The 26462-nt window shown below is 53.9% G+C and carries 17 protein-coding genes; 5 read left to right on the top strand and 12 right to left on the bottom strand.

What is annotated here, in order from left to right; all coding sequences use genetic code 11:
• Window positions 1-88: 88 nt before the first annotated feature.
• Complete coding sequence (locus tag IAE55_RS13435) at window positions 89-1903, bottom strand: cache domain-containing sensor histidine kinase (RefSeq protein WP_145164056.1); 1815 nt, start codon at window positions 1901-1903, stop codon at window positions 89-91.
• Window positions 1872-3419, bottom strand: a complete 1548-nt coding sequence (locus IAE55_RS13430) for a response regulator (RefSeq protein ID WP_200632837.1) — start codon at window positions 3417-3419, stop codon at window positions 1872-1874. The genes IAE55_RS13435 and IAE55_RS13430 overlap by 32 nt, the downstream gene beginning before the upstream one ends.
• A 266-nt stretch (window positions 3420-3685) precedes the next feature.
• On the opposite strand from IAE55_RS13430, the gene IAE55_RS13425 reads away from it, so the two are divergent.
• The 4 genes from IAE55_RS13425 to IAE55_RS13410 all read left to right on the top strand — a co-directional run bounded on the left by IAE55_RS13425 (window position 3686) and on the right by IAE55_RS13410 (window position 8869).
• On the top strand, window positions 3686-4657 hold the full coding sequence (locus IAE55_RS13425; RefSeq protein WP_105441951.1) for an ABC transporter permease: 972 nt from the start codon (window positions 3686-3688) through the stop codon (window positions 4655-4657).
• A gap of 21 nt (window positions 4658-4678) precedes the next feature.
• Window positions 4679-5572 (top strand): carbohydrate ABC transporter permease, encoded by an 894-nt coding sequence (locus IAE55_RS13420; RefSeq protein WP_076175584.1) that lies wholly within the window; start codon window positions 4679-4681, stop codon window positions 5570-5572.
• 1244 nt (window positions 5573-6816) lie between these two features.
• Complete coding sequence (locus IAE55_RS13415; protein ID WP_200632835.1) at window positions 6817-7263, top strand: DUF5301 domain-containing protein; 447 nt, start codon at window positions 6817-6819, stop codon at window positions 7261-7263.
• Window positions 7264-7969: 706 nt separating this feature from the next.
• The gene (locus tag IAE55_RS13410) at window positions 7970-8869 is read left to right on the top strand and encodes an aminoglycoside 6-adenylyltransferase (protein ID WP_200632834.1); all 900 of its coding nucleotides are present in this window, start codon (window positions 7970-7972) and stop codon (window positions 8867-8869) included.
• 175 nt (window positions 8870-9044) lie between these two features.
• Here IAE55_RS13410 and IAE55_RS13405 read toward each other — a convergent pair whose 3' ends face one another.
• The 8 genes from IAE55_RS13405 to IAE55_RS13370 form a co-directional block, all read right to left on the bottom strand.
• On the bottom strand, window positions 9045-10328 hold the full coding sequence (locus IAE55_RS13405) for an SGNH/GDSL hydrolase family protein (protein WP_200632832.1): 1284 nt from the start codon (window positions 10326-10328) through the stop codon (window positions 9045-9047).
• A complete protein-coding gene (locus IAE55_RS13400) occupies window positions 10315-10986 on the bottom strand; it encodes an HAD family hydrolase (protein WP_200632830.1) in 672 nt (223 codons plus the stop codon). The genes IAE55_RS13405 and IAE55_RS13400 overlap by 14 nt, the downstream gene beginning before the upstream one ends.
• Before the next feature lie 17 nt (window positions 10987-11003).
• Window positions 11004-12779, bottom strand: a complete 1776-nt coding sequence (locus IAE55_RS13395) for an alpha-1,3-galactosidase-related protein (RefSeq protein WP_200632828.1) — start codon at window positions 12777-12779, stop codon at window positions 11004-11006.
• Between the two features lie 160 nt (window positions 12780-12939).
• Window positions 12940-14607: an extracellular solute-binding protein gene (locus IAE55_RS13390; RefSeq protein WP_234489514.1), complete on the bottom strand. Its 1668-nt coding sequence runs from the start codon at window positions 14605-14607 to the stop codon at window positions 12940-12942.
• Between the two features lie 125 nt (window positions 14608-14732).
• Window positions 14733-15641, bottom strand: coding sequence for a carbohydrate ABC transporter permease (locus IAE55_RS13385; RefSeq protein WP_145948326.1), 909 nt, complete (start codon window positions 15639-15641; stop codon window positions 14733-14735).
• A gap of 15 nt (window positions 15642-15656) precedes the next feature.
• A complete protein-coding gene (locus IAE55_RS13380) occupies window positions 15657-16598 on the bottom strand; it encodes an ABC transporter permease (protein WP_234489513.1) in 942 nt (313 codons plus the stop codon).
• Between the two features lie 266 nt (window positions 16599-16864).
• Window positions 16865-19156: a helix-turn-helix domain-containing protein gene (locus IAE55_RS13375; RefSeq protein ID WP_200632827.1), complete on the bottom strand. Its 2292-nt coding sequence runs from the start codon at window positions 19154-19156 to the stop codon at window positions 16865-16867.
• A 275-nt stretch (window positions 19157-19431) separates the two neighbouring features.
• A complete protein-coding gene (locus IAE55_RS13370) occupies window positions 19432-21771 on the bottom strand; it encodes a glycoside hydrolase family 95 protein (protein ID WP_200632825.1) in 2340 nt (779 codons plus the stop codon).
• Between the two features lie 199 nt (window positions 21772-21970).
• On the opposite strand from IAE55_RS13370, the gene IAE55_RS13365 reads away from it, so the two are divergent.
• On the top strand, window positions 21971-22837 hold the full coding sequence (locus IAE55_RS13365) for a helix-turn-helix domain-containing protein (protein ID WP_200632823.1): 867 nt from the start codon (window positions 21971-21973) through the stop codon (window positions 22835-22837).
• Window positions 22838-22925: 88 nt separating this feature from the next.
• On the opposite strand, the gene IAE55_RS13360 is transcribed toward IAE55_RS13365, so the two are convergent.
• A complete protein-coding gene (locus IAE55_RS13360; RefSeq protein ID WP_200632821.1) occupies window positions 22926-23753 on the bottom strand; it encodes an aldo/keto reductase in 828 nt (275 codons plus the stop codon).
• 96 nt (window positions 23754-23849) lie between these two features.
• Window positions 23850-26453, bottom strand: a complete 2604-nt coding sequence (locus IAE55_RS13355) for a carbohydrate-binding protein (protein WP_200632819.1) — start codon at window positions 26451-26453, stop codon at window positions 23850-23852.
• Between the last annotated feature and the right edge of the window lie 9 nt (window positions 26454-26462).

Here is a 26462-nt window from a genome sequence, read left to right as displayed (position 1 = left end):
TAATTGTAAAAACGGGGAGTTCAATTAGCTATAACGCAATATTACAATTCATAATGGAAAACGTCTTTCATCGTTTCAAGGCGGCTTCTCATCCCGGTGCTTTTGCGGCAGACGGAGGCGGATCGAGCGGTATCCGGATCGTGACGGCGGTGCCGATGCCCGGTTTGCTGAACATGGACACCCCGTATTCCCCGCCATAAGTGAGCTTGATGCGGTCATCCACGTTTTTGATTCCGTATCCGGAAACTCCGGAAGGACTGTCGCTCTTCTGCATCGCCTGGTCCAGCTGCTCCGCCGTCATCCCGGCGCCGTCGTCAATAACCCGGAGCAGCATGTCATGCCCGTCCCGCTTCAGCTTGACGTTAATGTTAACACCCGACTCGTCCCACATCGCGTGGTTGATGCAGTTCTCGATAAAAGGCTGCAAAATCAGCTTGATCGTCGTCCGCTGGAACAGCTCTTCATCGAGGTCGTAGTGCATATGCAGCTTGTCCCGGAAGCGGATGTCCTGAATCGCCACGTAATTTTTGACGAGATTGATTTCCTGCTCCACCAGGATGATCCGTTTTCCCTTGTTCAGCGACACCCGGTAGTACTTGGCCAAATAGTTGACCATGCGGTAGACCTGCCCCGCCCCCTCTTTCAAGGCCAGCGAAGAGATCGACGACAGCGTGTTATACAGAAAATGCGGATTGATCTGCGCCTGCAGCGTATTCAGCTCCGATTCCTTCATGGCGATTTCCTTCACGTACACATCCTGAATCAGATTCTGGATCGTTGAGGCCATTTTATTGAAGGCAAAAGACAGCTGGCCGATCTCGTCATGCCCCATCGGTTTGATGGAGAGGCGGAAGTCGCCCCGTTCTACTTTGCGGATCTGCTGCAGCAGCACCTCGATCCGTTTGGTCAGCACCTTGGTGGTGAAATACAGCAGCAGAATGGCGATGCTTATCGTGATCGCGGAGAACCAGATGATTTTTCCCGTAGCCTTGTTCGTGTTGGACAGCAGCTCGTCATACGGCACGGTAATGACCGTACTCCAGCCGTTGCTCAGCTTGTTATAGGTGAAAAAGCGCTCCTGACCGTTCATTTTCAAGTCAAAATGACCCGATGTCCCGCTCAGCTCCTTCTGAATGGGATAGAGGTCGTACAGCAGGCTGGAAGCCAGGTTCTGATCCCCCGTGCTGATGATCCTTCCATTTTCGTCGATAATGTAGACGCTTTTGTTGTTGTTTTCCATCTTAATGAGGGAATACAGCTCGTTGTCGCTGATGTCCAGCGTTAAAATGCCGTAGGGATGCTGCAGGCTGAAATAACTCAGCGAACGGGCCAGCGTAAAATGCGCATCCGGCGCCGTGTAGTCATCCGTATGGGTATAAACGGTACTTCCGGCGGCCTTCAGCGCCTTTTCCTTGATTTCGGCGGGCAGCTCCTCCATATATTTCACGTACTGGCCGTCGGAGTACAGCGTTTTGTTGCCGGTAAAGATCGTGATGTTCTGAATGTTGGAATTCAGCGTCATCAGCGAGGGCAGCGTGCGGTTGATGTATTGAAAAGCGTCCAAATAATAAAACGCCTGCTCGTAATCCGTCGATAAATAATTGCGCAGCTGGGCATCCATGTACAAAATGTTCGACAGCTGGTTGTAATATTCCAGCCGTTTCTCCACGTTTGTGTTGATCTGGGCCAACGTCACATTGAGCGCGGTATAGGTCTGCTCCGTAATCGTGCTGCGAGTCGACGTATACGAATAATAGATCAGAATGGAGAACGGCAGAATAATGACGATCAGAAAGATGAGGAAAAATTTGTGCCGCAGGCGCGGGCGGGCAAGTCTGCCTGTCCGAGTGAACGGAATGCGTGCGGCGATTTTATCCCAGAAGGAGATGTTTTCGGTATTCATTCGGCGTGACTCCTTGGTTTTTCACGAATAAGGAAATAAAGTAGGACGTGCTCTCATAACCCACCATCTGGGCGATGTCCTGCACCTTCAGCGATTCGTCGGCAAGGTAGCTTTTGGCCTTGTCGAGGCGAATTTGGGTCAGGTAGTCATGAATCGTCATCCCCGTTTTCTCTTTAAAAATGGACCGAAGGTAGTTCGGCGACAGGTACACCTGGTCCGACAGGCTGTTAATCGTAATCGGCTGATGGAAGTTCTGGTCGATCATCGTCCGCACCTGGTGCACCAGCTTGGCGTTCTTGTCCGCAAACCGCTGCCGGACCGAATCCGCCGCCTGCTTGGCGTAGTCCATCACCAGCGCTTCAATCTCGTAAATGGTCTGACAGCCGTACACAGTATGATACAGCTCCGCACGCTTATGGCTTTCCGCAATCGGCTCGTGAATGTGCTCCAGCAGGTGCTCGATCCAGCCGATGGCCGCGCCGCACACCTCGTTTTTTACAACCCTCAGCGCCACCAGCTTGGCGATTTGCTCACTTAAAATCTCACCCGCCCGTTTCAGATCATGCCCGTCCAGCGCTTCGATCCATTCCTTCTCCGCAAGCGCGGGCACCTCCCCGCCCTTGGACTGCTGAACGTCCTCCGGCCCGATGACTTTTCCCTTTCCCGTGTAAAACAGCTCCGCTAATATGACCCGTGTTTGCCGGTACAGCACCTGAATTCCCGTCAACGTTTCCTCCTGCGGTGCCGTGGCGATCGTTACCGTAAAATGCAGCGATTGCCGGATACGCTCCAGTAGGTCGTTCCAACCATACTCACCCGGCTTGGCCGCAGCGTTCATAAATAGGCCCATCTCGCCTTCCTTGAACAGGACGATGTCGGCGTCTATTCGTTTCTCGGCAAGCCATTCCCCGATCAGCTCGGACACCTGGTCGCGTCCGTCTTCCACGGATACGCTTTGTGCCTCGGCGCTGATGCCGTCCAGCTGCAGCATGGCCAATGCGTACTTCTGACCCTCCGGGTGGCGCGATAGCCGGCGAAAGCTGGCGGCCAGATTTCCGGTGCGCTCCGCATCGGATTCATGGACCAGCTCCTTCAAAATATGAGAGCGGGTCACGCGGATCGAACGGTTCTTCATCCGCACTTCCTCGCATTGATGCTTTACTTTTTCGATAACGCTTACAATTTCACTGAGATCGAGCGGTTTTAGCAAATACCCGACGGCTCCCACGTTCAAGGCCGATTTGACGTAATCAAATTCGTCGTGCCCCGTCAGGAACACGAGCTGCATCCAGTCATAACGCTCCCGGATATGCCTCGCCAGGTCGAGGCCGTTCATCAGCGGCATCTGCACGTCGGTCAGCACGATGTCGGGCTGGATCGCCTCGATCTTCTCCACGGCATCCCGTCCATTGACGGCCGTGCCTGCGACATAGAGCCCCATTTCCTCCCAGCGAATATAGTCCCTCATCATCTCAAGCTCCAGCTCTTCGTCGTCTACCAGAAAAATGCTGTACATGGTCTACCCCTCCAGTCCCCTTTTGCTAACGTTTATATAGAAATGAACTAAAGAAAGTCCTTTTCTGACACGGAAATGCCCCGTGAATCAAGCGATAACGATAGAAAACTTTAGTTCATTCTATATTATAGTGGTTTCCCGTTACTTAACTAAGGGTCCTCACAAATGTAAGTCATTTTCAAGCATCTTTCGTTACAATGGCGTATCGACACTCATTTTTTGCGGGTTTTATAATTTGAGTTAACTTAAGATGCGAGGTGCCCCCTATGAAAACCGAACTGGCTTTACAGAAAAGATCGGAGCTACCGATCCCCCGGCGCAAGCTGTGGGTGACCGTCAAACAACAGAAGTATCTGTTCCTCATGATGCTGCCCGCGATCGTCTGGGCGCTCATCTTCGCTTATACGCCCATGGTGGGGCTGTACATGTCCTTTGTCAATTACCAGCCGACGCTGGGCGGCTTCTGGCATACGCTGTTTCACAGCGAATTTGTCGGATTCAAGTGGTTCCAGTACTTTTTCAACAACGGCGACTTTCTCATCGTCATGCGCAACACGCTGGCGTCGACTTTAATTACACTGCTGTTCTCATTTCCGATGCCGATCCTCATTGCCATCGCCATCAACGAAATCCGCAGTGTTCGCTTTAAAAAGACGGTGCAGACCGCATCGTATCTGCCATACTTTATTTCCTGGGTTATCGCGGCCAATATTATCGTGACGCTGCTGTCCTCGGACGGCGCAATCAACGGCATATTGAAGTTTCTGCATATTACGCGTGAGAGCGTTTTATTCCTGCAGCACGGCTCCTACTTCTGGTGGATCGTTGCGATCGGCAACACGTGGAAGGACATGGGCTACAACTCGATCATGTATCTGGCCGCCATCTCCTCCATTAACCAGGAGCTGTACGAAGCCGCCAAGGTTGATGGTGCAAGCCGCTTTAAACAGATCCGCTACATCACGCTGCCGCACCTGAAGCCAACGATCGTCATTTTGCTGATCCTTGCCCTCGGCGGCATTCTAAATGCCGGCTTTGACCAGCACTTCCTGCTCGGCAACGATTTGACGCGCGACTACTCCGATGTGCTGTCTACCTATTCGTTCCGCTACGGTATTCAGAACGGCATGTTCTCTTATGCCTCCGCCGTCGGTATGTTCAGCTCCGTCGTCGCTTTTATCATCGTCATCATCGTCAACGGCATCGCCAAGCGGCTCAACGGCCAGTCTTTATTCTAATCGACCCGGGAGGTTTACGATATGAAAAACAGCAAAACGGTCCCCGAACATCTGTTCGATGCCTCACTGTACGTCTTTTTGGCCATCATCTTCCTGGCGACGTTCTATCCGTTCTGGAACATCTTCGTCATTTCCCTGAACGACGCGACGGACACGTTAAAAGGAGGGCTGTATTTCTGGCCGCGCGTGCCGACCTTTGAAAGCTACATGACCATCTTCCGCAACCCGGAAATTTGGAGCGCCATCAAAATCACCGTGCTGCGGACGGTCGTCGGCACCGCCGTGTCCATCTTCTGCATCTCCATGCTGGCCTACGCACTCAGCAAACGGAACCTGATCGGCTGGAAGTATTTCTCCTTCTTCTTCGTGTTCACAATGTATTTCGGCGGCGGCCTGATTCCGACCTATATGGTCATCAAATCCGTCGGACTGATCGATTCGTTCTGGGTCTATATTTTCCCCGGCCTGATCGGCGTGTTTCTGATGATTCTCGTCCGGACCTTTATCGAGCAAATCCCCGGCGAGATCGAGGAATCGTCCAAAATCGACGGTGCGAACGACCTGCAAATCTTTTTTCGCATCATCATGCCGCTCTGCGTTCCCGTGCTGGCTACCATCGGCCTGTTTCTGGCCATCGGCCACTGGAACTCGTGGTACGATTCCTACGTGTACACCTACAAGCCTGAGCTGAAGACGCTGCAGGCCGTGCTGGTCAAGATCCTGAACCAGTTCCAGACGGCCAGCATGATGTCCGACGCCCAGCAGCTGGCCCAAAGCTCCAAGCGCATCCCGGTATCGAGCGAGAGCATCCGGATGGCGGTGACCATGGTCGCCACACTGCCGATCATTCTGGTATATCCGTTCGTGCAGCGGTATTTTGTGAAGGGAATCATGATGGGGGCGATCAAGAGCTGAGGAAGGACTGGGTGTGTGCGGGGATGGTAAAACCGAGTGTGGCATGTCAACGAAGCGTGTATTTGTGAGTGGCTTGGCAATGGCCAAGCTGCCTAGATGACTGGCGAAACCCAGACGTTTGGCGCGTGGAGTGAGTGGAGGAAACCCAGATGTTTGTGCGTGGGAGGGGCGGGATTGGGGTTTCAGCCGCTGTTGAGACCGGGTTCCTTCGAATTGATAAGGTGGTTGGAACCCGGTCTCAAAGGCGGCACGTAGACTTTCCACCCCAATTCCCGCCTCCTCTTGGAGCCACTTTTCCGTTGACTTCCACGTTTGTGAGGCCCTTCCCCATCTCTTGATGGGGAAGGAATAGGCTCGTTCCGGACGGCTTTGGCCGGGAACTCGCTTGAGAATGATCAGACATCAGCGCCTGGCCTTGGCCAGGCTGCTTTGTGTTTGGTACGGCGAACTTGGCTGGACTCGGAAACCACAGGTCCGGGGGATGATTGGCGAAACCCAGACGTTTGGCGCGTGGGAGGGGCCTCTTGAGTCTCCCTTACCTGTGACTTCCACGTTTGTGAGGCCCTTCTCCATCTCTTGATGGGGAAGGAATATGCTCGTTCCGGGCGGCTTTGGCCGTGAACTCGCTTGAGAATGATCAGACATCAGCGCCTGGCCTTTGGCCAGGCTGCTTTGATTTGCTTAAAGCCATTGTTTTATTGCATCCATGTATAGAGCAAAGTTGAAAGATATCATGTCATCTTGGATTCGCTCCCTTTAGTTTAATCACCAGCCGTTAGGCTTGCCACCTGGAACATGCGTATCATATCGATCACCTTCTCGATCATGCTTCCCCTGTTCATTCAACTACTCCGTCAGGCGCACCGCGCCACCGGAGTAGTTGAACTATCCGAACAAAGAGGAACGCACAGCGGCAAATCCTTGTTCGGATATCAGGGTATGATAGGCTGTGTAGGGGGCATGTTCAACCCCAGGGCCGGGATTTCGGAGTAGCCGAAATCAACCATTCTCTAAAAATAAGCCGACGACTGCAGGCTTCTCATATGGAGTGTTTCCCTGAAATAGATCTGACTCGATTGGTCGTTTCTTAGGTTGCCTTAGGCAACCTAATTTAAACCTAATTTAATAGAAACAAATTATCGCTTGATTTATGCCTCTCATTATTAATAGAATTGGGAGTAAAAGTAAATTTTTAAATCCGCAGCATACTTTACGCTATTGGTCAGAACGAAGGGGGATGAAGTATGAAACGACTCGTATACCTTGCGGCCGCCGTCCTCATCGTGGTCGGCTTGGGGATTTTCTACTTTTCACCAAAAAACTTTACGTTCAAAGAAGCTGTACTGGATAAGCTCGATACCAACCGTGTTGCGTCCATTGAAATCATCAAACGCGATCAGCAGGGTGAGCACACCAAAAATGTAACGAATTCGGAAGAAATCAATGAAATATTGAACTCACTTTCTGCGGCGAAATTAAAAAAGTCCGGATCATCAGACATTCAATTTACCGAATCCTACTGGATAACCCTGAAAACAAAGGACAAGGGAAGTGCTTACGGGCTGACTCTCTATGACAACGACTATATAAATACTTTCGAATACAACGCCGCCGTGCCTAAAAAAGCATCTAGGTCATACAAAATTACGAACGACTTCGATACTGCAGCTATTCGAAATGTATTTAAATAACTGTTGCTTGCAAGCCCGGTCCCATTGCGAAATGAAAAGCGTTTGCATCTTGGCCACCTTAATGAGGATCAAATCCGTCCTCCCTCAATGGACAATTTCATACTTTGTCTTACAAAAGAAGGACACGATACACTATACTCCCCTGCTGACGGATTGACTCGAAAAACTCAGTATCTAGTATCAAAACTAAATATTTTTACTATATATAGAATTCAACAGTTGGGAAAAGATATGCTCTTCTGTCCACCATTTAAAAGACAAAGTCTCAATTTGTTCACCATATGTAGACGGTCTAAAATAACTGTGAACTCACTTTATGACAGACCATTATGCCATCGCCTGTATAATCCAGATTTTTGGACTATCCGTTGACCACCCGACGGTCCGGTTATCAAACGGAATGTTACCGATATTTGCTTCAGGAAAATTCACCCAAGTTGAACAGCACGTTTTCCCGCCCTCCCCCAAATTGTGGTAAGATGTCAGTAATTATGGTATGGGCGGCATACCGCCTGTCATGATCCTTACAATTCCGTTCTAACGATGATGCACCCACCACTAAAAAGGAGGACAATCATCATGAAGAAGCTGCTTGACCACTTGTAACGTGAACTCGTCGTTCGCTGGAGCATCCGAATTCGTGGACCGCCTCTTGTAAGCATGACCCAACTCCAAATTAATATAAAAAAGGGAGGCTGTACCCGGGATGAGAAGCGAACGAGAAATGTTGGATTTGATTTTGAATGTAGCCAAAAGCGACGAGCGTATCCGGGCCGTTGGGATGAACGGCTCGCGCACGAATCCGAAAGCGCCGAAGGATGTTTTTCAGGATTACGATATTGTATATGTCGTGACTGATGTGGGGTCTTTTATCCAGGATCCCGACTGGGTTAACGTATTCGGCGACCGGATCGTCATGCAAAAACCGGAGGAGATGAAGCTCGTTCCTCCGGCTATGGACGGATTTTATCCGTATCTTATGCTGTTCACGGATGGCAATCGGATTGACCTGACCCTTTGCCCGATCGATAAAAAGGATGACTGGAACGGCGGTGACCGCTTGGCCGTGGTGCTGCTCGACAAAGACCAGAGCCTACCGCAGCTGGCGGAGCCTACGGATCAGGGGTATTGGGTACAGCAGCCGACCGCTAAATTATTTGCCGACTGCTGCAACGAGTTTTGGTGGGTCTCGCCCTACGTCGCCAAAGGCTTGTGGAGACTGGAGATCCTGTATGCGCTCGACCATTTGAACATCATCCGGGAGATGCTGGTCAAGATGCTCGAATGGCAGGCCGGCTTCCTTACCAGGTTCTCGGTGAGCACCGGCAAAAACGGGAAGTACTTAAAGGGATACATTCCCGAATCGAGCTGGGAACAGCTTTTGGCCACCTATCCAAAAGGCCAATACGAAGATGCTTGGAACGCGCTGTTTACTATGACCGACCTATTCCGCAGCACGGCGCAAGAAGTGGCGGCGAAATTCGGCTTTGCCTATCCCAATGAAGATGACCGCCGGGTGACGGCTTACCTGGAGCGTGTCCGAACACTGGAACCCGGGGCTGCTGAAATATTCCCGCCAGGTCGTGAACCAGGTAAAGAAGCGTAGGTGCAGCACATACTAACGTTTGCGACCTGCACCGAACGTCAATAACATCGAAAACCAGCCGGAACCCTGACGGGGGCCTGGCTGGTTTTTCTTTGGAAGGTGGTTTTACTGCTTTCGTGGCCCGGCTGTTTTTGTTACGAGTGTTACGACCAGAGCGAGACATGCTAAGCCCTATTTAATGGCTCAGGATTCGCAGCACCTGCAGCCGCGTTCCCAGACTCTCCATGTCTTTTCGTCCTGTGTTTCTGACCTCCACCTGCATTTCGGCCGGTTCGGAACCGCTGGCCAGCATGATGATCACGGGTCTGTAAGCCAGCTTGCACCAGTCGTCGAAAAGGTTCACCTCTTGAAAAGGGCCTCCGTTCACGGCGTATTCCAGAATGCCGGAGTCGGGGCCCATGAACAGGCAGAGTCCCGTTCCGCGGCCAGTCACGATATAACTGAGGCCTGCTCCTTCGTCTAGCGCCTCCAAGTGACCGTCATCGTAGCGCCAGTTCATGACCGGCTTGTGCTGAAGCCCGTTGTAGTCAAATCCTCTTTGGCTTAAAATGCTGTCCGCCCGGATCATCCGTCCGTACTCGTAATTCCCCGCCTCCAAAGGCGGGAGGGAAAGGACATCCCTCTCGTTGCTAGAGGGTTGCCCCTTCACGCTGGCTGTGTCCCTTGATCCCGTGTCCGATACTTCTGACTCGATCTCAGCTTTGATTTCCGGCTCGTTCCTGTTCTCAATCCTCGCCCCGCATCCTGAATTTAGCCCGGTTTCAGCTGTCGCATCCGCTCTTGTCTCAAAGAAAGGCTCCAGGAATTCCCGGGCAAAGCCGGCATACAGCGCGTGGCCCTCGTCATTCGGATGGACGCCATCCGGTGCGAGTTCCTTCCATGTCCAGCGCCCCTCCTCGATGCCCTGCTCAATGGCGGAGGCGTAGTTGACGGAAGGGATGCCGTAATAAGCAGCGACCTCCTCGTGTGCGGCGATGTTGAACGGGACGCCCGGTCCTAAATTTTTGTCCGCCGCGGTATAGACAAAGCAAAGGTCCGTCTGCGGCGAGCGCCGCTTGCAGCCGCGGACGATCCCCTCCATGCCGCGGATCGACTCGCTGCGGTCCGTCCCGTCGTTGACGCTGAATTCGACGAACAGAAGATCGACCGAGCCGTGCTCCAGGACATGCTCCTGCAGCCGGTGCGCGCCAAAGGTCGAGTCGGTGCCGCCGACGCCGGCGTTGATGCAGGCCATCCGGTCGGCGCCGTGCCGATCCTCGAGCCAGGCCTGCGTCAGGCCCCGCCAGCTGGTCTTATCCGCGTCCGAAGCTCCCGCTCCCTCTGTGATGGACCCGCCAAGAAAAGCAACGGTTACGGGCAGTCCCTTGCGTATCTTATCCTGAAATGCAGGTAGACCGCTCCGGGTATGGATGATGGGCTTGGGATACGCATGCGCATGAATCGGCTTAGAATGCGGCATGGTCCCCGGCCCCCTTTGCTTGTCGTTCTTGCCGTTCTTGCCGTTCTTGCCGTTCTTGCCAGTCCTGCCACTCCTGCCGTACTTTCCGGGGTTCGGAACTCTCGCCTTCCGTTTCCGCTGCCCCAAGTTCCATTTCCAGCCGATTGACAAGTTCGATGAGCTGCATCGGTTCGCTGATCGTATAAGCGGGCTGCTCGGACTCGTCTGCCGGCGTATGGGGGTACCTTGGCGTCCAGCTTTGAAAAACGCTGATGATGCCAAGGGCGTTCGCTCCCTTGATATCCCTGCTTAAATTGTTGCCGACCATGACGGTGCGGGCAAAATCCGCTTCGGACCCGTTCAGCGCGCCGATCGCCGCTTTAAACATCCGCGGGCTCGGCTTGGTGGCCTTGATCAGCTCGGAAATGATGAGCGCATCGAAATAATCGTGCAGGCGGTGCTGACTCAGCACGTTTTTGAAGGATTGTGCATCTCCGTCGGCCACGAGCGCAAGTGTAAAGCCTAGCGAATGCAGCGTCTTCACCATCTCCGCGGCCCCCGGAATCAGGTCGGCGCTAACCACGATTCCGTCTTTGTCACGAACCTCGGTAGACTCATCCACCAGCGTATCCCCACTGTCCAAAAAAACGATCAGTCTTTTCTTGTCAATGACGTCCATCTCCTTTATTCCTCGTTCTATTCGTCTGTCGGAGCCACCATGAAGTCGACCGAATTGTCGGCCATATTAACTCCGCTGCAGCGTTCCAGCTTAAAAAGTCCGTCGGGGTACAGCCCATTAATGAGCCCGCCCGGAGACAGCCCATCTTTACTGCCATCCTTCCCAACGAGCAAAATCTCGTTTCGGTAGAAGGCAAGCCCTTCCGTGCTTTGCGCCGACAGCAGCACGGCATGAGCCGTTCTGAACCGGTTGTCCTCGATCCGGATGTTGCGGTGGACCGGCACTTCCGGCACGTCCGGCACGGAAGGCTCATTCTCGGGAGCGATCCGGATCACGGGATGCTCCTCTCCGCCACAGTCGATAAATTGGTTGCCCGCAATGCGCACATCTGTGACAGCACCTGATTCGTACCAGGAATTCGCGTCGCCTGCAACCAGAACGGCACTCATGTTCATACGTTCAAACCTGTTGCCCTCTATGACCGTCTTCCGCGGCGACGATACCAATATACCCCGGGTCGGTATTCTGGCAAAATGGTTCCTTTCGATCACGACCTCCGGTGTCCACGTCACGTTCTCGATGACGTCATGCTCCCCTATCGATGCTGGGGCCGGCTGCTCCAATGTCAGAAGCAGCTCGCGGGGATCGAGCATCTTCACCGCGGCAATCCGCCCGAAAGCATAGGACGTAAGACTGCGCGCATCGACAAAAGCTATTTCGTCTCCTGAAAAGAAAGCGCGGAAACCATACGTTTGCGGATGCATGAATCGAACCCGCACTTGATCGGGCGCCGGTTGGCCGACGATGCAGAGGTACGTACCGTGAACGTTGATCGCATCGTCATGGGCTCCGGCAAACCGGCTGTCCGTGATCGAGACGCGGCCCCGGCAGCCTGAACAATGGATAAAATCGGCGAAGCCCGCCACCGTTCTCCCCGTCTCAGGGCGCGGCGTCACATCCAGATCGGCGAAGGTCAAATCCGCGCTAAACTGGCCGACGATGCCCAGCCCATGCATAAAATGAAGGCCCATGCCGATCAGACGGATCCTCTCGCATTCCAGGATCAGCACACCGACCTGGTCACGAATACCGTCTCTCATTTGTACGGTCATTCCAGGCGAAACATGCGGAGCGGCTTCCTCCCCAAAATGAAACCGCAGCCGCCGGCTGCCGATTTCCTCAATGCGTTCAGCCCGTGACGGCCAATCTTCCACACGCCAGGTGGTGTTTTGGGCCATGTCGCAGTGCTGTACCGGCCCTTCCCGGAACCTCCATCCTTCGCCGACCCAAGTGAGATGTCCGTCTACCAGTTCATAATGTGAATCCGGATGCACGCAAACGTCGAGATCATGATCTCCGCGCCGCTCCACGGTCATCTCGGTCACGGTCGGCACCGCATAGTCGAAGCGCAGGTTGCGGATTTCCATATCCGCGCAGCCGTCCAGCAGCAGCATCGTTTGCTTGCCGTGGATCACAAAAAGGGAACCGTTCCCCTCCAGCGTCAGCCGACGAAGCCCCTTCAGCAGCAGCGCGACCGTCTTCGTGACGTCCGGGTTTTCCTCCTCACTGGCCGTATTGGTAATATGATAAGCCGCCCTGACGGCATGCTCCGGATAAAAATGATATCTTCCAAGTGGGATATCCAATACGACAGGGCCATCATGCGAACCGGCTGCCTCGAGCGCAAGCCGCATGGCCGCCCCTGCATTGGCCTGTAAGTTCTCAGCGTCGCCAAAGTCCGCCAGTGATATCATTTTGACTAGGGCCGGGCCCGGATTTCCAGAATCAGTCATACCTTGCTCCTTTCGATGCATTGTCTGCTCCATCATTAAATTACAATCGCAGCCCATGTTGCAAGAATAAAGGAAAACGCGGAAGATGCCAGTCTGTTATAGAACCGGCATCCCGCATAGGAACCAACAGGCTTAGCCGCCGGTTCCTTGTTAAATCGTATTATTTTGCTAATTTATCATACGCCGTCTGCAAAATTTCCAGATAACGGTCCAGCTGCAGGTCCTTCAAGCCTTTCACATAAGCATCCCAATCTTTGTCCAAGTCTTTGTTGCCGGTCACGAACTGCAGTTCATTTTGCTCAATGTAATTTTTCAGGTTGGTCTGCAGCATGCTGGCTTCGTCGATTTCGGATGGATCGATCCAGACGGACCAAATCGGGAAAATTTCTTTAGGCTCATGTCCTTGGTACAGAAGCGTAGCGTTGTACAGTCTGCGCTCATAGCCGTCCGAAGCGTATATATCGGTGCCCTGTACCCAGGTGTCACGGTATTCTTTCGGCATGTAGAAATGCCCCATTCCGCTCCATCCGGCATTGTGCGGCTGCTCGCCTTCCTTCGTCGGAATCGTTTTGACCATCGGCTTGACGCCTTCACCCAGCGCTTTGTCTCCCGGCTCCGGATCCGTCCAATCGATGCCTTTCATACCGGTTCCGGCATTGGTCTGCCCTTCGGGCGTGAACATATAATCCACCATTTTGATTAATGCGATCTGCGCTTCTTTGCTTGCTTTATTCGTAATCACGAATTTGGCTCCGGAAGTTACGCCTCCGGCATCATGCGTGGCATACGAAATGCCGTTCGGACCGGTCAGCGGCGGCAGCGCGTTATAATGTGCGGAACGGGTGTTGCCTGGATCGATATTGATAAAGATGGCCGGATGCATGCCTGCTCCCGCACCGAGAATTTCGGCACCGGCATTTTCGCCGACTTTTTTGAAGGCCTCCGCATTTTGCGTAAATGCGCCCGGGTCGATCAGCCCTTCATCATAAAGGGACTTGACGTATTTCAATCCTTCCTTCCACTCCGGCGTAATGGCGGCGGACTGCACCTTTCCGCTGCTCATCGTCAAATAGTTCCGGTCGTCGTCATAGATAAAGCTGTTCATCAGATAAGGAATGATACGGACGCCGAAGTCCTCCGTCGAGCCGCTGAGCGGTACTTCGTCGGCTTTTCCGTTGCCGTTGGGATCCTTCGTTTTGAAAGCCTTCAGAACCTCTCTGAATTCCTCGGTGGTCTTCGGCTCTTGAAGATTGAGCTTTTTCAGCCATTCCGTATTGAGCCACATTTTGTTCGGATAGGAACAGTGGAAGCATTCGGTATAGGCCCCAAGCCCATAAATATTGCCGTCAGGGGCCGTGACAAGAGCTTTCATTTCAGGGCTCTCTTCCATCGCCTTCTTGATGTTGGGCCCGTACTGGTCGATCAGATCGTTCAGAGGAATCAGTACTCCTTGCTGCCCGTATTTCAGAACGTCAGCCTGGGAAAATTCGTCGATGTAGGCTGTAAGCAGATAAGCATCAGGGTAATCGCCGCTTGCCAGCGAAATCTGGCGTTTCTCCTTGGCCCCGTCGGAAGGGTTAATCTGCCATTTAAACTGAATGTTGAATTTGTCCTCGACGAATTTGGTAAACTTGTTCGTCGGAATGTCGATTCCCGACTCCTGAACAGCGAACACGCTGACCTGTACAGGCTTCGACGATCCTCCGTCGGCTGCGGTACCGCCTCCCTGTGCGTTGTCCGGGCTATCTGTCTTTTTGCCGGAGCAGCCGCTGATGACTACGAAGGTGGCCATCAGCAGGATAAACATTCGTATTAGGCTCTTTTTCAATCGAATCGCTCCCTTTTTAATAGTTCTGCAAGCTTCTTATGCCTTCCTCTTTTCAAAAAAGGGCACCACCTCCATTTGAAATGGAATAAGAATCAGGATGGCGTGCCGAAATCAGCACCTCAAGGTCATCCTTTGACCGACCCGACCAGCATCCCCTGCACGAAATAGCGCTGCACGAACGGGTAAATGACAAGCACCGGAAGGGTCGCCACCACGATCAGCGCATATTTTAACAGCTCGGCCAGCTGCTGCTTCTGCACCATCGCCATGGCGTCCATCGTTCCGCCCGAGCTGTTGTTCTGGATAATAATACTCCGAAGGACTAACTGCAGCGGGAACAGGTCCGCGCTTCTCAAATAAATCAACGCATCGAAATAGGCATTCCACTGCCCAACAGCGTACATCAGCACCAGAACGGCAATAATCGGCTTGGACAGCGGCAGCACGACGCTTCGGATAAAACGGATATCGCTGCAGCCGTCGATTTCGCTAGCCTCCAGCAGTTCTCCCGGAATCGAAGATTGAAAAAAGGAGCGGGCGATAATCACCTGCCATACCCAGATGGCGTTGGGAATCAGCAGCGCCCACCTGGTATCGATCAAGTGCAGGTCTTTAACGACCATATAAGTAGGAATTAGCCCGCCGCTGAAAATCATCGTAAAGGTGATGATCATCATGAATACGTTGCGCCCGAAGAGGGACCTCCGGGACAACGGGTAGGCAATCATGACGGTCAGCGTGACGCTGATCAGAGTGCCTGCCGCGGTATAAATAATCGAGTTTAAATAGCCCGTCATAATTTCCTGCCTGCTGAACAGCACACGGAAGCCCTCGAATGAAATATCGACCGGCCACAGCCATACCTTTCCGGAGGTGACCGCCGCCGGACTGCTGATGGAGCTGCTTAAAATATAGACGAGCGGATACAGAACCGCCAGGACGACCAAGATCAAAATGGTGTAGACGATGCCTAAAAACAGGCGGTCGCCCTTCGACTCCTTGATTGCTTTTCCTCCTGCGAGTTGAATGGTCATACCTTTGCTCCTTCCTTACCAAATGCTGTTGTTCGTCAGCCTCTTCGCCAATCCATTCACGGTCAGCAGCAGGATGAGGTTGATGACGGAATTGAACAGGCCGACGGCCGTAGCAAAGCTGTAGTTTGCGTTCAGCAATCCGATCCGGTACACATAGGTTGCGATAATTTCCGAATTTACCTGATTCAGCGGATTTTGCAGAAGATAAACTTTCTCAAATCCGATCGCCATGACGTTGCCGACATTAAGAATCAGAATAATGACGATGGTCGGAACGATGCCCGGCAAATCGACGTGCCAGATTTTCTGGAACCGTGAAGCGCCGTCCACCTTTGCCGCTTCGTACAAGGTCGGGTCGATGCCCGCCAGGGCCGCCAAATAGATGACCGCGCTGTAGCCGGCCGTCTGCCAAATGTCGGACCAGACATAGATGGAGCGGAACATGCCCGGGTCGCCCAGAAAATTCACGGATTCCAGCCCGAAATAATTCAGGACTACGTTGGCGAAGCCCAGCCTTGGGGACAGAAACAGCATGACGATCGACACCATGACCACCGTGGAAATAAAATAAGGGGCAAACGTGACCATCTGCACGAATTTCTTGAATCTCTTCCCGCGTAATTCGTTAATCATCAGCGCCAGGATAATCGGAATCGGAAACCCGGCAAGGATCAAGTAACCGCTTAGCAGCAGCGTGTTTTTGAGCAATGTCCAAAACAGCGGATTTTCGAAGAACAGTTCAAAATGCTTGAAACCTACCCATGGACTGCCCCAGATCCCCTTAATTACGTTATAATCCTTGAATGCAAGGACTGCGTTAAGCATCGGGTAGTACTTGAAAATAAGGAAAAATAACAGCGGAGGAATCACGAGCAGATAGAGCTGCCAATGCCTCTTCATGCTTTTACCGGCGATCTGCCAGTAACTGACCTTGCGCGCATTGCTTTCGCGCTTCATCGGAATTGCGGCTTGCTTGTTCAGAATAATAATCCCCCCTATGCCATCAGCGTGGATGCGTGATGAAATGACAGCGTTTTCTTTCTTGCTTGAGCATAGGGGATACCATGGACACTTGAACAGGTACACTTCCGTCGTTTTGCATCCAATTTCCCCTTTTTTAAGGGTCCATCGCTCTAAGCGATGTACATATTTCCGCTTCGGCTTCCGCGCGCACAAAAGCCGCATCGTCCTCCAACGGATTCTGCGGCTTTCAAGAGTAGGTGCTATTCGTCCAGCGTCTGCCTGTACACGCTCGGCGTCACGCCAATTAATCGCTTGAACGCCCGGCGGAAAGAATGGGAGCTGTTGTACCCCACCCGGGCGGCGATATCGTCGACCGTGTGACTGCTCTCTTTGAGCAATTCAGCAGCTTTCTCCATGCGCACCTTAATCAGATGGTCCGAGTAATTAACCCCGGTCACTTCTTTAAATAACTGAGAAATGTATTTTTCCGGCCGTTCCACATATTCGGCCACCCGGTACAGGGTCAGATCGGGATTGGCGTACATTTCCTCCGTGTACTGGTACATCCGCTGCACCAGTTTGGCATGAGAGTCCTTTTTCTTGTTGGCGATATAACCGCACAATGTGGCGGTAATGCCTTTGATCTCCGCCTGAACGGAATCCAGCGGCTCGGCGGAGCCGATGTCAATGACCCTCCGCTTCACGGCTTCCAGCATGTTCGACTCCTGGAAGACCTTCTGATCGAGCAGCTTGAGAAAGGTTCCTTTGATCTCGCCGACGAGCTGATGCTTCATCTCGACGGACAACTCGCGCCTTGCGATATTTTGCTCGAAAATACCGTCGATGATCTTGCCAGCCTCCTCTTCTTCCCCGGCCCGGATCGTACTTGCGAGGCGCTGCTCCGCGTCGAGCGGGTAATAATACGTCGTGTTTTCGATGCGCGCTTCATGATTCCACAGCATGCCCTTGGCGTTCACAAACACGGCATACTCCAGCGCCTGCTTGGCCTGCTCGAACGATTGGCTCACATCCATCAGCGTCTCAAAAGCCTCGCCGAAACCAGCCTGGATGGAAACCTTGTATTCCTGGAACACGTGCTGGATCAGTTCTTCCATTAAAGCGGTGATCCGCCCCTCTTCCTCCTGCCCCGGCTCCCGGTCCTCGTTACAGAAAAACAAAACGACAAGCTTATCGGATCCGAGGTCGGTTATCGGCAGCGGACCTGCGATTTCCAGCAGCGCTTGTTTCATGAGGAGGCGGGTGGCGCTGAGCTCATTCAAAATTTCCACGCTGTCCATACCCGAGTATCCGTTAATGCAGAGAATGCCTGCATAACCGCTCTCTTTTTCGAGCGAAATGTTGGCCTGTTTGGCCGCCGCCACGATGACATCATGCGATTCGAATTCGCCTGCAATGAGGCGCTTAATGAAAGCGTCGCGGACCAGCGGAAGCTGAAGGGTCAGCTCGCCTTCGAGCTGTTTGTTTGTCTTGATCATATTGGCGATATTGCCGCTAAGAAAATCGTACGCATTCCTTTTCTCCAGCTCGTCCCGGCCGAACTGTTCTTTGATAATGCCGATCATGCTTTGGATCGGAACGCTGTGACGACGCGCCAGCAGCAGCCCGACCAGCAGGCCGATCAGCATCGTCCCTCCAGTAAGGATAAAGGTTGCGCGCTTGATCTTGTTGGCGTTCTCCATGAGGGTGGTCCGCGGAATACCGGCCTGGTACACCCATCCGTTCTTGTCCGAACGGGTTGTAATGACCAGGTCATCCTTATAAAATTGGCTCGTTTTATTGGCATCAAAAGCCGGGTCATCCTTCAATTTGTCCACATACGACGGAACGCTCCCTTGGAGCGCAAGCGTATTTCCTTGACTGTCATAGATATGCACCCATCCGCCAAATCCTTTGGTCAGACCTGACAGCAAACCGGTAATGGTTTTTTCGTCGATTACGACCACCACGCTCGCCGGCGAGGAATCGTTGAAGCTGTCGAGCGGCAAGGACTGCATAAACGTAATGACAGAAGTACCCATTCCCCTCTCCGTATAGGCAGTCAACGGTTTGATTTCGCTGCGGTGGGTTTTTAACAGCACTTGGGTTTTCCATTCGTCAAACGACATATCGTCATAATGAAAATATTCATAATAATGCTCCGGCCGGAAAGTGGAGCCTGAAGTCAGGATCAAATCGTAATTGGCCAAATAAATGAAATAGTTTTGAAGAAAATCGTTGGTTTGCCCAAAGGTCAGCACGTTCCGCATCGCCTTCCACAAACCGTACACATCCTGCACTTGATGGCGGTCGTTCATCAGCATATTCACTTCCTGGCTGATGGCGATTTGCCGGGTCATGCCTTCCACCTCCGCCATCCGGTGCTCCAGCAGCTCCTGGCTCTTTTCCAGCTGAATCAAGCTGTTATCGATCGAGATGGACTGTGTAACGGATATCGAGGTGAGGTAAGAAATGTAACCGCCCACACAGGGGATCAGAAGAATGACGATATAAGAAATCAGAAAATTTCGAAAAACGCTGGAACGTTTCAGCATGATATCCCCCTTGTTTTGATAGCGCTATCATTTTGTGGGTTGAAAGATGTATGGCCTGCTCATGCAGCGTACATTCCATAATAAAGCCTTGATCGCAAATTTGTATAGGTACACTCCAGCCAAAAGGTACATTTTTCCCTGTTTTGCGGTTAGAATGCAGGCTCACCGGGACTGAGGAGGCCGTAAATCATGATTTGTTGATATAGAAAAGGCAACCGCAGCCCGTACGGCTGCAGTTGCCCTTATGCCTAAAGTTCACCGAAGCTCAGCGCGGCTCAGCTTGTTCGTCCGGCAGCCGTATTCGCGGCGAGCGCACCGTCCAGCGTATGCACCTCGCCGGCGGTTAAATTCAGCGCCACACTCCGATCCCCGCAGTATACCTGAACGGTTCCGCCCGACAAGGCCTGTATCCGGGTCTGGACAAGCTTGCCATGCTTCCATGTCAAGTCCACTTCCATGTTTCCTTTGGCCCGAAGCCCCCGAACTTCCCCGTCCGGCCAGCCGTCCGGCAGCGCTGGCAGCAGATGAATTTCTCCCGCATGGCTCTGCAGCAGCATCTCTGCGATCGCGGCCGTCCCGCCGAAGTTGCCGTCGATCACGAAGATGTTCGTTTCGGCCCCGGCGATCCCCGACTTGGAATAGGTCAGCATATTGTCCAGACACAGCTCGCCGATCAAATGGGCGATATGATGCTCGGCCCGGCTGGCGTCATGCAATCTGGCGAAGAAGAGGCCGAATAAGGCGGCGGTAAATTCCACGTCCTCAAGGTCGATGCGCTCCATGCGGTTTTGCAGCGTTACCCGCGACGCCTCCGCCAATGCCGGCGTATGATGCGGCGTGATCTGGCTGCCGGGATACAAGGCAAACAGATGGGCCAAATGGCGGTGCTCCGGCTGCGCTTCGCCGTAATCCTTCAGCCACTCCTGCAGCTGGCCGCGCCGGCCGACCTGCAATGGAGGCAGCAGTGAGATGGCGTGCTCCCACTTCCACTGCAGCTCGGCATCCACGTCCAGTTTCCGGGCTGCATTCAGACAGAAAGTGAAGAGGTCCCGCACCAATACCTGGTCCATCGTTGGGCCCATGGAGAGCTGCTGTGCTCCTTCATCCGGAGACCTGGGATAGAAGCTGTTCTCCGGCGAGTTGGAAGGACCGGTCACCAGCCAGCCGAATTCCGGATGCACGGTCATGTAGTCCAGGAAAAAGGCCGCGGCTGCTTTGAGCACAGGGTACGCCTCTTCGGCCAGGAACTTGTCGTCCATGCCGTATTCGTAGTGCTCCATCATATGGGTCGCGAGCCAGAGGCCGCCCGTCACGTTCAGGCCCCACGACGTCTCCCATCCGGGCGAACAGAAGCCCCAGACGTTGGAGAACACGTGGGCCACCCAGCCTTCTGCGTCGTAATACTGCCGCGCGGCCGACCGGCCGGCCTGGGCCAGCTCCCGGACGTAGCGCATCAGCGGCTCGTGGGAATCGCCAAGATTGGCAATTTCCGCCGGAAAATAGTTCATCTGCGTGTTAATGTCCAGATGATAGTCGCAGCTCCAGCCCATCCGGCACGCTTCGCCGTCATTCCAGATGCCCTGCAGGTGCAGCGGCAGCGGCGAGTCTTCGCGCGATCCGGCGATCATCAGATAGCGGCCGTACTGGAAGAAGAGCGCGAACAGCGCCGGATCATCCGTATGGCCCGCCCGGAACCGGCGCATCCGCTCATCGGTCGGCAGGCCGGCCGCCGCTGACGTGCCGAGATCCAGCCGCACCCGCTCCAGCAGCGGCCGGTAATCGGCGGCATGGTCCGCCTTGAGCCGGTCATAGCCTTTGCCCAGCGCCCGCTCCAGCTGGCGGAAGCCCGCTTCCTTCCATGCATCGTCCTGCTGGCGGTAATCCGTGTGCACAGCGGTGTACACCCACACCTCTTCCGCCCGCTCCACCCGGATCGTTCCCGATGAGGCAAGCACGCTGCCGCCGCGGGCCTGGACGCGTACCGCTCCGCTGCAGGACACCCCGCACGTTCCGTCGCTGTGCACGGTTTCGACCGCTTTGCCGGCGAAGGCCAGCATGTCCGGCTCCCGGGCTTCGCTGCCGAATTCCTCCGTGCGGCCCTCGAGCCGGAGCGTGAACGTTAGCCCCACCGGGTCCTCGGTCCACAACCGGGACACCATCAGATCGTCCGCATGGGAAATGAACGTCTCCCGTTCAAACCGGTATCCGTTCATTGTACCGGCGGAGCGTGCCTCCGCCTGCTGCAAATCCAGCTCCCTGCGCATTTTCGCTTCCCCTTCCGAGGCTGCCGCAGGCCACTCCAGGATGATGTCGCACAGGCTCAAATTCGTGCCGAAGTTGCGCTTGGGCGGCTGCAAATGCTCCTTCGCCAGCTTGTCGCCAGCGGCATAATCGCCTGCAAAAAAGCGCTCACGCATCCGCTTCAGATCCTGCTTCGTATTGGAGCGGCCGTGGCAGGGCTCCTCTTGTCCCGACCAATATGTAACCTCGGTCAGGCTCCAAATCTCCTTGTGCGGAGCCGATATAATCACGCCGCCTATTCTGCCGTTTCCGAGCGGCAGCCCCTGTGCCCAGCCTGCCGCAGGGCCCTCGTACCAAAGCTTCAAGTCATTCATCCGATATCCTCCACCAAAATTTATTTGCGAATTCATCCGCTTTCCTTACTGAATTCTATTCCGGAACCGTTGATTTTATCGTATCATTTTGATGTGTAATCCGTCTTTGTTAACGCATCCATTGATTTATCAATTCATCCGCCAATCTATCGTTTTGAATCAGCAAACATACACTTTCTAAATGCGGGGGAGACATGATATGAACAAAGCATTATCCGAGATAACTCCATTCGTAGGCGACTCTATGAGTTATCTGTACGACGGCAGCAGCAACGAGCATCTGCGCGCAGGCAGCGTGTATGCCCTTCACTTGTTTAATGAAGGCCCTGGAGAAATGGAGGTCGAAGGGGTCAAATATCCGATCGAGCGGGGAACGCTCATTTTTTTGCGTCCGGGCCAGCCGCATGCTTTTCACATCCGCCCGTCCCATCCGCTGCCTTCGTATAATCTGTATTTCGATTTATGGGATGACGCCAACCCGCTCTCTCCGAGCCGGTCTTTCATCCATGCGCCCGAGCCTTTCGTTTTTGACCGATTGTCTATCGAACTGCCCTGCGATGAACTGGACCGGCTTCCGAGCGTCTTCTCCCTGCGCGCCCATCCCCATTTGTATGATGGAATCGCCATGATTGCCAGGATGTACAGCGAATCCAAGTTTTACCGCAGCGAAACGGTGAACAGCTTTCTGTACGGCTGGATGCTGTCCTGGCACAACGCCGTGAACGTGCAGCATCCGAGCGATTACCGCATCGTCCGCCTGCTGGAGTATTTGAACAGCCGTCCGGAGCATGGACAGTCGGTTGAAGCCTGGTCCCGGTTCTGCGGTCTGAAACGCACCTATTTCCATGAACTGTTTTTGCGCGAAACGGGGATGACCCCGAAGGCCTACCATCATCAGCTCGTGATGAAGCGGGCGGCCCATATGCTGGTCGAAACCGACCTGAGCATTACGGCGATTGCGGAAAAGCTGGGGTACCTGTCCATCCACCCGTTTTCCCGGCACTTCAGCAGCTTTCACGGCACGACTCCCAGCCAGTACCGGCTGAATCCGCTGCACCGGATATGAGTCCGGGGAAGGAATAAAAAAATCGCGCATCCGCTGGTCAGCCGGAATACGCGATTGGGTTGGTCATGCTTGCTCTGATAGATGCTGCTTAAAAATTAAAATTATCCGGGTCCCCGCCGGTCCGTTGGTTCCGGTTCAAACCGTCGATCTGCTGCATTTCTTCCGCCGTCAATTCGAAGTCGAACACATCGGCGTTTTCGATGATCCGGTGCTCCTTGACCGATTTCGGAATCGTCACGATCTCGTGCTGAAGATCCCAGCGGATGATGACCTGCGCGGTGGATTTACCGTATTTGGCGCCGATGCCTGCCAGCACTTCATTGTCCAGCAGCTGGCCCGCAGCCAGCGGCGACCAGGCTTCGATCTGAATGCCCTGCGATTTGCAGTAGCTGCGCAGTTCCGTTTGGGAGAGCAGCGGATGCAGCTCCACCTGATTGACGGCCGGTTTCACCTCGGCATCCTGCATCAGATCCTCCAAATGATGAACGTGGAAGTTGGACACGCCGATCGTACGGACCCTGCCGTCCTTTTGCAGCTTTTCCAGCGCAAGCCATGTATCCTTATACTTGCCTTTGACCGGCCAGTGAATCAAGTACAGATCCACATAGTCCAGGCCCAGCTTGCTTATACTTTGTTCAAACGCCTTCAGGGTAGAGTCATAACCTTGATCCGAATTCCAAACTTTGGTGGTAATGAACAGCTCCTCACGCGGAACGCCGGATTCCCGGACCGCCTTGCCGACACCTTCTTCGTTACCGTACAGCGCAGCCGTGTCAATACTGCGGTAGCCGTGCGCAATGGCCGCTTTCACAGCGCCAACGACCTCATCGCCTTCCTGTGCCTTGTAGACGCCCAGCCCGAGCCATGGCATGGCATACCCGCTGGACAAGGTTGTGGTGGACTGCAGATTGTTCATGAGTAAGACGCCTCCTTCGAATCAGGTAAATGTCGTGGATGACTGAAAACCACCCATCCTGTCCCAAGATAAACCAGCCTATGGGCAAAGTCAAATTCAAGGACTAATTTGGTACAGCTTGGATTCGGCGCTTTTCAGCGTAACGTCCAGCGTTGCACCTGCCGTTACCTTTTCCCCGGTCCACAAGTCGGTCACTTGCACGGAAGCCCCCGCTTGGACAGGAATGCCGGCACGCTTCAGGTCGATCTGACGCTGCTCCGGATTTTGCGTGTAATTGAACACGGCCAAGTAATACGTGCCTTGGTCTTCAAGCACAAACAGGTCCGCCGCTTTCGTTCCGGTATTTCCTTCCACCGGCTTAAAGGCTTTGCCCTTCACCGCCAGCGCGTTCACTTCCGGATTGGTGAGCAACCTCTCCATGTACTGGCGTGCCGCCGGGTCATTCACATCGTCGGAGTTCAGGAAGACCGTACCCGAAATGGCCGCAGCATTGACACGGGTCTGCGCTCCTTCATACGAGCCGCCCTTCACCAGCGTCATATAGTCCGGGTCGGTGTAATGATAAATCGTCCCGTTCTGCCACCAGCCGTAAGTCAAGTTGTTCAGCTGGTATTCCGTGCTGCCCAGGCTGCCGTCCACGTCGCAGGAAATGCGGCGGCTGTGCGCATATTGGCTCGGGAACAGCGGAGCGATCGATTCGCTGATGAACATCGTGCCGCCAATGGCCTGATCCAGGTAAGCCATTCCCTGATTGTACGCCTGAATGCCGGTTTGCACGTTCGAATCGTAATGCCGGCCCTCCAAAGAGCCATGGGACAGGAAGTCTACCTTAATATACTCAAAACCTTCCTTTTTGAAACGGTTCATATAGTAGTCGATCCGGGCTTTCACGGCCGGATGGGTCGGGTCCACGGCATAAGCGCCGTCCAGCTTCGGCAGAACGTTGCCGGATGCATCCCTCAGCACGATATCCCCGTACTTGTATTTGCCGTCTGTCCCTTCGACCGCCTGGTCCATGTTGTCCCCCCAATAAACGAACGGGGAGTAGTAGATGCCTGCCTTCTGGCCGTTGCCGTGAATCAGCTTCACGAGATCGGTCAGCTGCTGGTCGGTCATGTTGTCCCAATACGAATCGAGGTTAATATACACGTTCCCGTTGTTCTCGAATGAGTTGTTCTGCAGATGCTCCTTCACATAGTTGGAGACGGCTGCCGCGTTATCGTAGCTGAGATGATCGGCATAAGCGCCCCAGCTGTTCCAGCCGACCGGTACGCCTTCAGGGATGTTCTGGCCAAAAGCAAGCGGCGGCGCAATCGCGGCGTTCACCTGGCCGTAACCCTCCATGCCTTTGCGGTAGTCGTCGTACAAACCGATAAACACCTTCGGCGAAGTCACGCTCTTTCCGGACACGCTTCCGTGCGGCAGGCTGTCATGCGTGGAAGCCTGGGAAGTAAAGCCCCCGTACACGCGCAGCTCGTTCAGCTTATTGTCGGTGCCGCTCCAGTGGATTCCCGTTTTCCATGTGTCATGCGTAACGGAACCGACCACCAGACCTTTTCGGCTTGTATTGTCATAAATGGCTGTTAGTTCGGAACTGACATAGTTATCCGTATTTAACCGGGTATTGATACTTTTCGCCTGATACCGGGACCAGCTGTCGTTATCAAAAGGCGTCACGAGCACCCGGTTGTCGCCGTAGCTGCCGATATCAACGCCGCCCCGGGCCTCCACAGCCAGCGGCGCAATTTGGTTGGTCGTCAGAGCGGTTGCTTGGGAAGCCGTCACTTCCGTCAACAAGTACGGTCCATTGTTATAAATGTAAAAGACCTGGCTCAGATCCGGCAGTCCTTTTTGCTCGCTGCGGACCGTAACCTTGATGCCTTCCCCCGTGGCGTCACGGAAGGGAGTCACACCGTCCTTGGCTTTAAACGTATGCTTGCCGTAATCCTTGCTCGCCACGGTTTTGTCGAGCTGGATTTCGCTATAGGCACCCTTGATCACCGGCTTCTGGTTCCAGTTGTACTGGGACAGGCCTGTTGAAGTGTTGTACAGCAGCTCATACGACGGATTGGCCACACTAAATCCGCGCTGATACTCGGTCAGCGTAATGGGGCCGTACTTCGTGACATGGAGCTGTTTGCCCAGTTCGCCAATGCTGCCGTCATGGTCCGGCACGCCGTCGCCGGCCGATGCCAGCCGCAGCTCGATCAGGTCGATATCCGGCGAGTATCCGCCGCCGTCGTCGAAGAGGATCGTATTGCTGCCCTGCTTCAAGTCGATCTGGATATCGTAGGTGCCGACCGTATTCCAGTCCACCGTTTTAGGAAAGTTGAAATTTTCCCCTTCCGCCCCGTTGACCGAAATGACGGCGGCGCGGGGGTCGCCGGAAATGTAGTGCACCGTCATCGTATAGACGCCGGTCTGATCCGCGGTGACGCCGTTAAACTGCAGGGTGGAGCCGCCGTACAGGTTGCCGGCTTTTTTGCCGCCCGAGCAGGTTCCGCAGTCCGCAGGACCCGCATTGCCCGTAAACGTGTTGGCGCCAGCTTCCGCCTCGTACGAAACAGCTGCTGCATCGGCACCCGTTCGAGCAGCCGTTTCAGAAGTTGCGGCCAAGGAAGCCCCGGGCCAGGACAAGGCAAGCAGCCCCGCCCATACCATTAGCAATATTTTCGGAATAAACCGGGTTCGTGTACTCATCAGCAATCC

This window comes from Paenibacillus sp. S28 (assembly GCF_016624415.1).
In the GTDB taxonomy this organism is placed as follows: Bacteria; Bacillota; Bacilli; order Paenibacillales; family Paenibacillaceae; genus Paenibacillus_AQ; species Paenibacillus_AQ favisporus.
The sequence above is the reverse complement of the archived record's forward strand: the minus strand, read 5'-3'. Positions and strand labels throughout refer to the sequence as shown.

Excerpts from the sequence above, each read along its gene's own strand:
- IAE55_RS13375 (WP_200632827.1), bottom strand. The coding sequence starts at position 19,156 with ATGCTGAAACGTTCCAGCGTTTTTCGAAATTTTCTGATTTCTTATATC.
- IAE55_RS13360 (WP_200632821.1), bottom strand. The coding sequence starts at position 23,753 with ATGAACAATCTGCAGTCCACCACAACCTTGTCCAGCGGGTATGCCATG.
- IAE55_RS13370 (WP_200632825.1), bottom strand. The coding sequence starts at position 21,771 with ATGAATGACTTGAAGCTTTGGTACGAGGGCCCTGCGGCAGGCTGGGCA.
- IAE55_RS13435 (WP_145164056.1), bottom strand. The coding sequence starts at position 1,903 with ATGAATACCGAAAACATCTCCTTCTGGGATAAAATCGCCGCACGCATT.
- IAE55_RS13410 (WP_200632834.1), top strand. The coding sequence starts at position 7,970 with ATGAGAAGCGAACGAGAAATGTTGGATTTGATTTTGAATGTAGCCAAA.
- IAE55_RS13405 (WP_200632832.1), bottom strand. The coding sequence starts at position 10,328 with ATGCCGCATTCTAAGCCGATTCATGCGCATGCGTATCCCAAGCCCATC.
- IAE55_RS13355 (WP_200632819.1), bottom strand. The coding sequence starts at position 26,453 with ATGAGTACACGAACCCGGTTTATTCCGAAAATATTGCTAATGGTATGG.
- IAE55_RS13420 (WP_076175584.1), top strand. The coding sequence starts at position 4,679 with ATGAAAAACAGCAAAACGGTCCCCGAACATCTGTTCGATGCCTCACTG.
- IAE55_RS13415 (WP_200632835.1), top strand. The coding sequence starts at position 6,817 with ATGAAACGACTCGTATACCTTGCGGCCGCCGTCCTCATCGTGGTCGGC.
- IAE55_RS13365 (WP_200632823.1), top strand. The coding sequence starts at position 21,971 with ATGAACAAAGCATTATCCGAGATAACTCCATTCGTAGGCGACTCTATG.
- IAE55_RS13425 (WP_105441951.1), top strand. The coding sequence starts at position 3,686 with ATGAAAACCGAACTGGCTTTACAGAAAAGATCGGAGCTACCGATCCCC.
- IAE55_RS13400 (WP_200632830.1), bottom strand. The coding sequence starts at position 10,986 with ATGGACGTCATTGACAAGAAAAGACTGATCGTTTTTTTGGACAGTGGG.
- IAE55_RS13430 (WP_200632837.1), bottom strand. The coding sequence starts at position 3,419 with ATGTACAGCATTTTTCTGGTAGACGACGAAGAGCTGGAGCTTGAGATG.
- IAE55_RS13385 (WP_145948326.1), bottom strand. The coding sequence starts at position 15,641 with ATGACCATTCAACTCGCAGGAGGAAAAGCAATCAAGGAGTCGAAGGGC.
- IAE55_RS13380 (WP_234489513.1), bottom strand. The coding sequence starts at position 16,598 with ATGAAGCGCGAAAGCAATGCGCGCAAGGTCAGTTACTGGCAGATCGCC.
- IAE55_RS13395 (WP_200632828.1), bottom strand. The coding sequence starts at position 12,779 with ATGACTGATTCTGGAAATCCGGGCCCGGCCCTAGTCAAAATGATATCA.